Here is a 10,810-nt window from a genome sequence, read left to right on the forward strand (position 1 = left end):
ACTCGGTTGTCGCCAACTTTTTTTTTGCCGTTGTTCGCGTCTTTAATCTGTTAGAATTATCGGGGATAAGACCTGTTTGAACTGAAGGAAACTACGAGGTTTCTGGAGTTACAAAAAACCTGGGTTAGGCGTCTCCGGTTGGATATTCGGGATGTTTGAAACGACGCAACCGCACGGACAGGCTGTGCATGATTTCGAGGGCGAACATGGGCGTGGTTTGGATGGCGAAGAGGAATCGCTCTCGATCCATGACGGCAAGGGTGCAGTCGGTTTTGGCGATGGCGGTGGAAGCCCGTCTTCCGTTGGGATACAGCAAGGCTCCTTCGCCAAATACATCCCCTTTTTCGATGGTTTCCACGGGGTGGCCTTCGATGTGTAATTCGACGGTTCCCTCGATGATGCCGTACATGACTTCTCCGGGTTTTCCGTTTTCAAAGATGATGTCTCCGGCGGCGAACGTTTCCGGTTCGGGTTGTTTTTGGAAGATTTCGACGGTTCTAGATGGGTTTAACATCGGAGTTTTCGATTTTTTACTCACTGTTGTTTTTTAGACTTTTGAGGATCTTTCGGCGATCGCTCTGCGAAATCGGACTTATATCGGATGTTTTCGAGCGCGATCGCCATCGCTTTGAATTTTAACGCGACTTCCTTTGAGTATTATTTTTTTTTACGGCTTGTAACTATTGACAGATTATGTTTTTTGTGGTATTACTTTATCGGGGATTTCTGGCTTGTTTAAGAAACCTCTCTCTAGTCTTGAGAGTTGACTAAAAAATCAATTTAGTTGATATATTCCCATTATCTTAAACTACTTATAAAATATCAGAAAATCCTGCCGCAGTCAAGCTTAAAAAAACGCCGCGATTTTTGATTTAAAAGAAAAGTATTGACTAAAAAATCAATTTAGTTGATATATTCCCATTATCTTAAACTACTTATAAAATATCAGAAAATCCTGCCGCAGTCAAGCTTAAAAAAACGCCGCGATTTTTGATTAAAAAAGAAACTTCTCGACAAGTTAGCTTTTGAGGGAGTTGGGGAAACTCTGGGTTTCTGGAGGGGAGGTTGTCAGTGGGGGCGTTTTCGGGAAAACGCCCCGAAGATGGAAAATTTCACCGAGAGGGAAAAACTCTGCGAAATGGGAAACCCTATGTAATCACTGTGGGTTTGTCCATTCCGGTATATTTCCGAATCTGGGCGACTTCTTCGGCGATGTCGATAAAATCAGCTAACGCGGCTTGCGTTTCGGTTTGGTGTTGGCTGGCGTCGGGTTCGTAACTTTCTAAATACAGCCGTAGCGTCGCCCCTTGGGTTCCAGTTCCCGAGAGACGGAAGACGATGCGAGACCCGTCGGTAAAGCCGATGCGAACGCCTTGGTTTTTGCTGATGCTGCCGTCTACGGGGTCAGTATAACTGAAATCGTCGGCGTATTTGACTTGGTAATTACCGAAGGTTTGTCCCGGCATCGAGTCCAGTTTCGATCGCAGATTCTCCATCAACGTGGTGGCGTTGTCTTTATCGACGGCTTCGTAATCGTGGCGGGAGTAGTAATTGCGTCCGTAGGTTTTCCAATGTTCGCGGACGATATCTTCGACGGACTGCTCTCGCACCGCCAAGATATTCAACCAAAACAACACCGCCCACAAGCCGTCTTTTTCCCGAACGTGGTTCGACCCGGTTCCGAAACTTTCTTCGCCGCAGAGGGTGGCTTTTCCGGCGTCGAGAAGGTTTCCGAAAAATTTCCATCCCGTCGGTGTTTCGTAACAGTCAATGCCCAATTTCTCGGCGACGCGATCGACCGCCGCACTGGTGGGCATCGATCGCGCGACCCCTGCTAAGCCGTCTTGATACCCCGGAACTAAGGTGGCGTTGGCGGCCAAAACTGCCAAACTATCGCTGGGGGTCACGAAAAAGTTTCGTCCTAAAATCATATTTCGATCGCCGTCGCCGTCGGACGCCGCACCGAAATCGGGGGCGTTGTCGCCAAACAGCAATTCGACTAAATCGTGGGCGTACACCAAATTCGGGTCGGGATGTCCGCCACCGAAATCTTCTAAAGGCGTTCCGTTTTGAACGGTGCCTTCCCCTGCGCCGAGACGTTCTTCAAACAAGGCTTTGGCATAAGGTCCGGTGACGGCGTGGAGGGCGTCGAAACTCATGCGAAACCGGCCGGATTTGATGAAATCGCGAATGCGATCGAAGTCGAACAAGGACTGCATCAAATCGGCGTAGTCGGCTACCGGGTCGATGACTTCAACGGTGGTTTCGCCGAGTTGAACGATCGACAGCGTATCGAGATCGATATCGGGGGCTTCAATAATTTGATAGCCTTCGAGGGTTTTACTGGTTTCGTAAATGGCGGAGGTGACTTTCTCCGGTGCGGGTCCGCCGTTGCTGGTGTTGAATTTGACGCCGAAGTCACCCTTCGGACCGCCGGGATTGTGACTGGCTGATAAAATAATTCCGCCGAAGGCTTGGTTTTTCCGAATTAAACAAGAGGCGGCAGGGGTGGACAGAATTCCGCCCAATCCGACGAGAACTCGTCCGACGCCGTTGGCGGCCGCCATTTTTAAAATGGTTTGGATGGCGGTGCGGTTGTAGTAGCGACCGTCACCGCCGAGAACGAGGGTTTTTCCTCGATAGTCGTCGAGGCTGTTAAATATCGATTGGATGAAGTTTTCCAGGTAGTGACGTTGCTGGAAAACCGGAACCTGTTTTCGCAGCCCCGAGGTTCCGGGTTTTTGGTCGCTAAACGGTTGTGTCGATACGGTGTGTACGTTCATAAATCGGCGCACTGCAATCGGGATCTTTGACAACACCATATCAAAGGCCGTGCGCTGTTGTGGTTTTCTTGGTCTTCCGTTAACCTGCTGGTTCGGGAATCGTCGCTTATTCCATGGCCAGCCATCCCCGTCGAACGGCGTGAACGAGACGGTTGACGGCGGTGAGGTCGTCTGGGTTGAGTCGATCGTCGAGAAAGGCGTCTCGCAAGCCGTGACGACTGCTTTCGGTCAAGCATCCAGACGACCAGGCTTTGAAAAACAACTCCGCCACGGAGGGGGGAGGGGCAAACTTACTGTTCATCGGTTTTCTGCACCAAACCAAACGTATTTAAAAGGGTTTTTATGTCTGTATTTAATTTGACCGATCGCCGTTAAATCTGTGCGATCGCGATCTCTATTTTACGGGGATCGCGATCGCTGACAAACAGCAGGGTTTGGGCAGTGTACCGGAATCCCTCCCTACACCGTCGCCGGTTGTTTCAGTTGTGTCGCCCACTGCATCAGGGTTTCGAGGGAGCGATCGCGATATTTTCCATATCGTTCCCGTTTGTTTTTAACTTTTTGGGGCAATTGCGGGACGATGCCGAAATTCGGGGGCATAGGTTGGAAATGCTTCGGGGAAGCGGAGGTAATAAACTCTACTAACGCCCCCATCATTGTCGTCTCCGGAAGCGAAACGGGGTCGAGTCCCAAGGCGATTCGCGCTGCGTTGGTTCCGGCCAACCATCCCCCAGCAGCGGCGGCGGTATAACCTTCGGTTCCGGTGAGTTGTCCGGCGGCGAGAAGGGTCGATCGCTCTCGAAATTGCAGGGTACGATCGAGCAGTTCGGGAGAATTAATAAAGGTGTTGCGGTGCATGACCCCCATCCTAACGAACTCGGCGTTTTCCAACCCTGGAATCAAGCGAAACACTCGTTTCTGTTCTCCCCAACGCAGGTTGGTTTGAAATCCCACCATATTCCACAACTGCCCCGCTTTGTCTTCTTGGCGCAGTTGGGCGACGGCGTAAAACTTCTCGTCGTGACGCGGATCTCGCAGTCCCACGGGTTTCAACGGACCGTAGCGCATGGTGTCTTCGCCCCGCCGCGCCATTTCTTCGATGGGCAAGCAGCCTTCGAAGAATTTCGCCGTTTCGCGATCGAACTCTTTCAACTGGGCTTGTTCGGCGTGACAGAGTTCTTGCCAAAACTGTAGGTACTGTTCCCGATTCAGGGGACAGTTGACGTAATCGGCGTCTCCTTTGTCGTAGCGAGAGGCTCGAAACGCCACGTCGAAATTAATGGAATCGCCCACGACGATGGGACTGGCGGCGTCGAAAAAGCTCATGTACTGGCGTCCTGTAAACCGCTGTAAGTCTTCGGCGAGGGTTTCGCTAGTTAGCGGTCCGGTGGTCAATACCACGACGCCGTCTCGGGGAATTTCGCGAATTTCTTCGCGACGGAGTTCGATGAGGGGATGGTTGGCTAGGGTTTCGGTGAGGTTTCGACTGAATACGGCGCGATCGACCGCTAAGGCACCGCCGGCCGGAACGTCGTGTTCGTCGGCTTTTCCGATGACGATCGATCCCAGGCGACGCAGTTCTTCGTGAAGCAGTCCGGCGGCGCGATCGCTGGCTTTGGCGCCGAAGGAGTTGCTACAGACGAGTTCGGCTAAGTCTCCGGTGTGGTGTGCGGGAGACTGGCGCAGCGGACGCATTTCGTACAGTTCTACGGGAACGCCCCACTGGGCGACTTGCCACGCGGCCTCGGTTCCGGCGAGACCTCCTCCAATGACTCGGACTTTCATAGGTTCTCTCGACAATTGCCCTGTTGTTGCGGTCGGACGCGATCACGATTTCGGTTGGTCGATCGCGTTTTCCCATCCTAACACTGGCTTTTGCAACTTTGCGGGCGATCTCGTTAGCAAGTCTCGCCAAAATTCCCGGGTTGAGAAATTACCCCGTTCTCGAAGTGCCCCGAATTCTCCAATTGGAGAATCTGGCATCTTTTTTGAGGTTCGTATTTCGAGAAACCGCCGTTTTGAGGGCAATATCTCGACAGTTTAGACGTAAATTTGGAGGTTTTTGTAAAGCAACGGCAAGTCAGGGTAATTTCTCTGCTCAAAAAAACAGCAGAGAATTTGTTTATCTCCCATAACACCCCTCTTGACGTTTAGTTTTCCTCTAATTGCGTTTCGACCAATTTTATACATCCCTCGGGGATCGATCGATATTTTCCTTGCAAAATTTTAGCAAATACCGTAAAATCAAAAAATGATAAACTGTGGTGTTCTATAACCCAAAGCTTGATTTTTTAATCAACACTCCCAATTTACAGAGGTTTCAGCCGATGAGATTTCGTTACAATTGCAGTTTACCCCAAAAAAGCCCCGACCTCGCAACGCGAGTTTCGATCAATTAAGCAGAAATCAATGAAAACACAAATAAAATAACTGAAACTTATCTAAAACCCAATACCCCCCCCAGTTGTAGGAATCTCCCCAAATTCAGAAATCCCCTCTCAACTCCCAACTCTCAACCTCCCAACAACATCCGAGGCGCCGGAAGAATCACCACCGCCAACAGGAACAAACAGACCAACCCCAGAAAATCCCGAGCGTTGTCCAACTCCGTCAAGTCGTTGAGGGCAGGTTCGTCCCGCAACGGCATCAAAAACAACAGCAGTGTCCACAGAAACAGTTCCGGGTGAATCAACGCCAACATCAACATCAACAGGCGCGTCACCTGTCCGATCGCCGACGCCGTGCGGCGTCCGAACATGGCGTGAACCATATGTCCGCCATCGAGTTGTCCAATGGGCATCAAATTAAACGCCGTCAAAATCAAGCCCAAATAACCGGAAATGGCGACGGGGTGGAGGTCGATGGCTTTTTGGGGGTCGAGGCTTCCCTCGAGAACCGCCTTACAAATCAACGACAGCAACAGGGAAAAACTCGGTTGCAGTTCGTCGAAATTCAACAGTCCCGACTGTTCCGACGCCGGCACCACTTCCGAATGGGCTAACCCCCACCACAACAGCGGTAGCGTCAGCAAAAAGCCCACTAACGGCCCGGTGACGCTGACATCGAACAAGGCTTTACGATGAGGCATCGGCGATCGAATCTGGACGAACGCCCCAAAAGTTCCCAAAAAGAAGGGAACGGGAATGAAATAGGGCAACGTCGTTTTGAGGCGATGCCAACGAGCCGCCAAAAAATGGCCTCCTTCGTGAAAGGCGAGAATCGCCAACAGCGACAGAGAATAAGGAAGTCCGCGAAGCAGTAAATTCGGTTCCGACTGCCAAGTTTCCGTCGCCACGCCCATAAACTGCGCCCCGGCGACGGTGGTGGTAAACAGCGTCACCACCCACAACGCCCAGGCCAAACCGGGACGGCGAATCGGTTCGAGAGAGGCAGTTTTCGCTTTGGGATTGGGGGCGAGAACGAAGAGGGGTTTGCGGTTGGGACCTTCTTGTAACACCACCAAAAATCGATCGCCGAACTGTTGTTCCACGTTGCGGCGAATGGTTTGATAGGCGCGATCGGGATTGGTGCGCAGTTGTCCGCGACAGACTACCGCCTGGGGCAAATATTCGAGATTTTGCAAGGCGAACACCGACCAATTGAAGCAGTTTCGCAGTCGGCTTTCTTCAGCCGGAGCGATGGGACGAAGTTTCGAGACGAGAGATTGACGTTCTGAGGGTTCGGACACCGCCGTAGCGGTGGGAGAATTCGACGAATTACTCGGTGTGGCTGGAGGCGAATTCGGTTTCGGACGCCCCCAATACAACAACCAGAGATACAAACTAAAACAGATCGCGAAAATCGCGATCGCCACGAAAGCGGGAACCGAACCGTCATCTCCCGCGATCGCCGCCCAAGCGGACAACACCAACGCTGGTGTCATCATCACCAACCACAACAACCAAACGGGGGTTCGGGTGATGCGCGAGACACTGCGCTGCAAAATAGTGTATGTAATGAGACCGAGTAATAGGAGTAACCAGAAAGTCATCTTATGCCCAAACAACCCCGGGCTGTATTCGAGAACCTGTTCGCCTTTCCACCTAACCGGGATACTCTCGGTGGAACCGCTTATTTCATTGTAGAAAACGATGGCAACATCCTCATCGACGCCCCGCCCTGGAACGAAGAAACTCAGGCGTTCCTGCGCGATTGCGGCGGCGTGCGATCGATCTTCCTCACCCATCGCGACAGTATTGGTAAAGCTCAGCAAATCCAAAAAGATACCGGATGCGCGATCGTCGTTCACGAACGAGAAGCCTATTTACTTCCCGAAGCGGAGGTAACGACGTTTTCCGAAGAACTCGAAATCACCTCCGACCTTCTAGGAATTTGGACGCCGGGACATACTCCCGGTTCCTCTTGCGTGTATTTATCTCGACATGGGGGCGTATTGTTTAGCGGTCGTCACCTTCTTCCCAACCCAGCCGGACAACCGCGACCGTTACGGACGGCCAAAACCTTCCACTGGCCCCGACAACTTCGCAGCGTCGCCAAATTACGCGATCGCTTTTCCCCCGAAACCCTATCTTGGATTTGTCCGGGGGCGAGTCTCGGATTTCTTCGAGGAAAACGAGCGATCGACAACGCCTATACTCAACTGGCTAAAATCGACCTCGAAGCCAGCTTGCAGGAAAAAGTTTTGATGTAAGGAGACGTTCGAGTCCCGATTTTCAAATCACGTCCCCGACGAAATTAACTCCTCGCAAATTCTCGCAAACGCCCCCGACGGATCTTCCGAGGCGGTAATCGGACGACCGATGACCAAATAATCCGCACCAGCCGAAACGGCCTCTTTCGGCGTCGTCACTCGTTGCTGGTCTCCCGTCGCCGCCCAAGTCGGACGAACCCCCGGACAAACTAACAGAAAATCTCGTCCGCAAACCCGTCGTAACTGTTTGACTTCCCGAGGAGAACATACCGCCCCCGAAATTCCCGATTCCTTGGCTAACATGGCCATATTTAAAGCGTATTCGGGAAGTTCGACGGGGACTTTTAAATCGAAAGCTAAATCTCGAGAGTTCAAACTCGTCAAAAGTGTAATAGCGAGGGTTTTCGGCGGTTCCACCCTCGCCGCTTTCGCACCGTCTACAACCGCTTCGCTGGCGGCTTTTAACGCCTGACGCCCCGCCGTGGCGTGCAGCGTGAGTAAATCGACGCCGTAACGAGAGGCGGACCGACAAGCCCCGGCGACGGTGTTGGGAATGTCGTGAAATTTTAAATCGAGAAAAATTCGTTTGTTGCGGTCTTTGAGATGTTGCAGAATTGGCGGACCGACGCTGACGAACAGTTCCAATCCCACTTTCCAAAAGGTTACTTCGGGAAGGCGATCGAGCGTGGCGAGGGCGCTGGCTTCGTCAGGAACGTCGAGGGGAACGATAATTCGGTTTTCTGGGGATTCCATTCGGGGCGATTGGGTATCGATCGATTCAAACTATACCGTAAATTGCGGTTTGGGAGAAATTTCAGCACACGAGAGCTTGAGGACCTAGAATCGGGGTTGACGGTTTGGACAAAACTTTGGGTTTGATGGGGTTGAAAAGGAACTGTTCGGCGTTCGTTTGCAGTCGCGAGGTTTTGTCTCGCCAACGTCTCGATTTTGAGGAATTGTTGTCAATTCCCTCGATAAATTGAACTCTTGAATTTCCCAAATGTCTCTGTTTTTTGAAATTTCCCGGCGGCGCGATCGAATCTCTTGACATTTCCCCTCAGCTATGGGACAATATAACTAAAAGCTATAGGACTAGTCTGGCTATACGCTTGATTTTTTAGTCAACAAGTCTCCTAAAGAAATCTAACCCCTTGCTGAGAGAGTCACCCCAGAGACCCCGAGGCGGGTTTGACAGTTGTTTCCCAAATTTCTCTGCCAAATGTCTCTGTTTTTTGAAATTTCCCGGCGGCGCGATCGAATCTCTTGACATTTCCCCTCAGCTATGGGACAATATAACTAAAAGCTATAGGACTAGTCTGGCTATACGCTTGATTTTTTAGTCAACAAGTCTCCTAAAGAAATCTAACCCCTTGCTGAGAGAGTCACCCCAGAGACCCCGAGGCGGGTTTGACAGTTGTTTCCCAAATTTCTCTGCCAAATGTCTCTGTTTTTTGAAATTTCCCGGCGGCGCGATCGAATCTCTTGACATTTCCCCTCAGCTATGGGACAATATAACTAAAAGCTATAGGACTAGTCTGGCTATACGCTTGATTTTTTAGTCAACAAGTCTCCTAAAGAAATCTAACCCCTTGCTGAGAGAGTCACCCCAGAGACCCCGAGGGGGTTAGGTGGTGTTTCGGAACGATCCGAGTTTTTAAAGAAAAATTGACCAGTACCAAACTTGCACCCCTCAATGTTATTCCGTTAATGTTAGTGGAGCAAAAAACAAATTTATGGACACTAAAAAAAGCTTTATTTTAGAGTTTTAAAATTAGAGTTTCAAAAATCGAAAGTTACTTTATTTGAGATGACAAGTGCATTTTATACCCAGTCATCCCCAGATTTTGTATTTAAACTAACAAATAACACCGTAATCTCAGAAGATCCCGTTGTTTTTATAATGTTTTTATAATGTTTTTATAATTTTATGAGTCTTCGGAGTTTGAGGTAACAAGCGGATTTGATATCGAATCAAATTCAAAAATTAGACCCGAATCTCCGAAGATCCGATTTTATTAAAACAAAATTACAGTTTATATTCCCAGCAAAAAACATTAGAAACCGGGTTTATTAGATAAAGCCCGGTTTCTTGGGACTGACAAAATTCAACCCAAAAAGACTGCTAATTTGGGAACCTCTACCCATTGCCCTGTTTCGCTGGATTCATGAGTTAAATCCATTAATAACTGCGAGTAAACGCCTTCTCGGAACGAGGGTTCGATCGACCGCCCTCCGTCAATTCCTTGAACCCACAAATCCACCATCCGCACAAAGGGCGCAAGTCGTCCGTCGGGATAAGTTCGCGGGAACGTCAAGCGTTCGGGAATCTCTAACTCCGTTAGCGGTTCGCCGTTTTGCGACCCCATCAACCGGAAGCCGTGGACGTAATCCTGTTGGTTGCCACTTCCGAGAACCAAGGTTCCGCCATCGCCGTACACTTCCACCCAATGCCCTCGTCCGGAATACGCCACGGAACTGAGACTGACTTGGGCGGGGGTTCCGTCGGCGAACTCTACCATCAACAACGCTGTATCGTCAGCATCGACGGGTTTTCGTTTGCCGTCCTCGGCGGAATCGGGTCGATCGCAAATAGAGGTGTTCAACTGGGCGAACATCCGCTTCACGGGTCCGAACAACCATGCCATATAGTCGAAGGTGTGAGAGCCTAATGCCCCTAACGCCCCGCCGCCTTTATCTTTCTGGGCGTACCAGTTCCAACCGCGATCGGGATTTGCCCGACTCGACATCAGCCAGTCGATTTTGACGAGGCGTTTGTTACCCACATAGCCTTCTGCCAGTAATTCCGCCAATCGCTGCCAGGTGGGAACGACGCGATACTCGAAATCCATCGTCGTCACCACGCCTTTTTTATTCGCCAGTTCGTAGAGATTGCGGGCGTCGGAGACGTTTAAGGCGGTGGGTTTTTCGAGTAAAACGTGCTTTCCGGCGTCGATCGCCGCTTTCGCCATGTCGTAGTGTAAAAACGGCGGCGTGGAAATGCTGACAGCATCAACATCCGGCAGGTTTAACACCTGTTCGAGGGAATCGCAGGCGTGGGCGATGTTAAATTCCTTTGCAACCGCTTGCGCTTTCTCGAGGTTGGGGTTGAAAACTGCGGTAACTTTGGTGCGGTGGTGCAGTTGAAAACCGGGGATGTGGACTTTTCGCCCGAATCCGGTACCGATAACAGCGACGTTGATGCGTTCGTTCATATCTTGCGAGGTGAGTAACTGTATTTAACGTGATGGTTTAAGGTGACGGCGGCGTGGTGTCACCAACAATCCTTCATGGTACGACTGTGGCGGTACGGCTATCTAGCGACTTGACATACTCCCCAGCTATCACGGCGTGGGGATTCTCCAGACCGTTCGGCTGA

The 10,810-nt window shown here is 50.8% G+C and carries 8 protein-coding genes; 1 reads left to right on the forward strand and 7 read right to left on the reverse strand.

All coding sequences use genetic code 11. From position 1 onward, the window contains the following. Positions 1 to 124 precede the first annotated feature (124 nt). From ACP5D4_RS11730 to ACP5D4_RS11750, 5 genes are all read right to left on the reverse strand, one after another. A complete protein-coding gene (locus tag ACP5D4_RS11730; RefSeq protein ID WP_428011812.1) occupies positions 125 to 514 on the reverse strand; it encodes a cyclic nucleotide-binding domain-containing protein in 390 nt (129 codons plus the stop codon). Positions 515 to 1,148: 634 nt separating this feature from the next. Beyond that, a complete protein-coding gene (locus tag ACP5D4_RS11735; RefSeq protein ID WP_428011813.1) occupies positions 1,149 to 2,783 on the reverse strand; it encodes an alpha-D-glucose phosphate-specific phosphoglucomutase in 1,635 nt (544 codons plus the stop codon). Between the two features lie 106 nt (positions 2,784 to 2,889). Further along, positions 2,890 to 3,084, reverse strand: coding sequence for a hypothetical protein (locus ACP5D4_RS11740; RefSeq protein WP_428011814.1), 195 nt, complete (start codon positions 3,082 to 3,084; stop codon positions 2,890 to 2,892). A 158-nt stretch (positions 3,085 to 3,242) separates the two neighbouring features. After that, on the reverse strand, positions 3,243 to 4,568 hold the full coding sequence (gene trmFO / locus ACP5D4_RS11745) for an FADH(2)-oxidizing methylenetetrahydrofolate--tRNA-(uracil(54)-C(5))-methyltransferase TrmFO (RefSeq protein WP_428011815.1): 1,326 nt from the start codon (positions 4,566 to 4,568) through the stop codon (positions 3,243 to 3,245). Positions 4,569 to 5,295: 727 nt separating this feature from the next. After that, a complete protein-coding gene (locus ACP5D4_RS11750; RefSeq protein WP_428011816.1) occupies positions 5,296 to 6,774 on the reverse strand; it encodes a site-2 protease family protein in 1,479 nt (492 codons plus the stop codon). Between the two features lie 3 nt (positions 6,775 to 6,777). Here ACP5D4_RS11750 and ACP5D4_RS11755 point away from each other — a divergent pair, with 3 nt between their 5' ends. Further along, complete coding sequence (locus ACP5D4_RS11755; RefSeq protein ID WP_428011817.1) at positions 6,778 to 7,434, forward strand: MBL fold metallo-hydrolase; 657 nt, start codon at positions 6,778 to 6,780, stop codon at positions 7,432 to 7,434. 27 nt (positions 7,435 to 7,461) lie between these two features. Here the strand turns inward: ACP5D4_RS11755 and pyrF are convergent, their stop codons facing one another. After that, complete coding sequence (pyrF, locus tag ACP5D4_RS11760; protein WP_428011818.1) at positions 7,462 to 8,187, reverse strand: orotidine-5'-phosphate decarboxylase; 726 nt, start codon at positions 8,185 to 8,187, stop codon at positions 7,462 to 7,464. A gap of 1,352 nt (positions 8,188 to 9,539) precedes the next feature. After that, complete coding sequence (locus tag ACP5D4_RS11765) at positions 9,540 to 10,646, reverse strand: Gfo/Idh/MocA family protein (protein WP_428011819.1); 1,107 nt, start codon at positions 10,644 to 10,646, stop codon at positions 9,540 to 9,542. Between the last annotated feature and the right edge of the window lie 164 nt (positions 10,647 to 10,810).

Source organism: Baaleninema sp. (assembly GCF_049974805.1).
In the GTDB taxonomy this organism is placed as follows: Bacteria; Cyanobacteriota; Cyanobacteriia; order Cyanobacteriales; family Geitlerinemataceae; genus Baaleninema.

Bases quoted from the DNA above. Each gene is read 5' to 3' on its own strand.
- ACP5D4_RS11730 (WP_428011812.1), bottom strand. From the start codon at position 514: ATGTTAAACCCATCTAGAACCGTCGAAATCTTCCAAAAACAACCCGAA.
- ACP5D4_RS11735 (WP_428011813.1), bottom strand. From the start codon at position 2,783: ATGAACGTACACACCGTATCGACACAACCGTTTAGCGACCAAAAACCC.
- ACP5D4_RS11740 (WP_428011814.1), bottom strand. From the start codon at position 3,084: ATGAACAGTAAGTTTGCCCCTCCCCCCTCCGTGGCGGAGTTGTTTTTC.
- trmFO (WP_428011815.1), bottom strand. From the start codon at position 4,568: ATGAAAGTCCGAGTCATTGGAGGAGGTCTCGCCGGAACCGAGGCCGCG.
- ACP5D4_RS11750 (WP_428011816.1), bottom strand. From the start codon at position 6,774: ATGACTTTCTGGTTACTCCTATTACTCGGTCTCATTACATACACTATT.
- ACP5D4_RS11755 (WP_428011817.1), top strand. From the start codon at position 6,778: ATGCCCAAACAACCCCGGGCTGTATTCGAGAACCTGTTCGCCTTTCCA.
- pyrF (WP_428011818.1), bottom strand. From the start codon at position 8,187: ATGGAATCCCCAGAAAACCGAATTATCGTTCCCCTCGACGTTCCTGAC.
- ACP5D4_RS11765 (WP_428011819.1), bottom strand. From the start codon at position 10,646: ATGAACGAACGCATCAACGTCGCTGTTATCGGTACCGGATTCGGGCGA.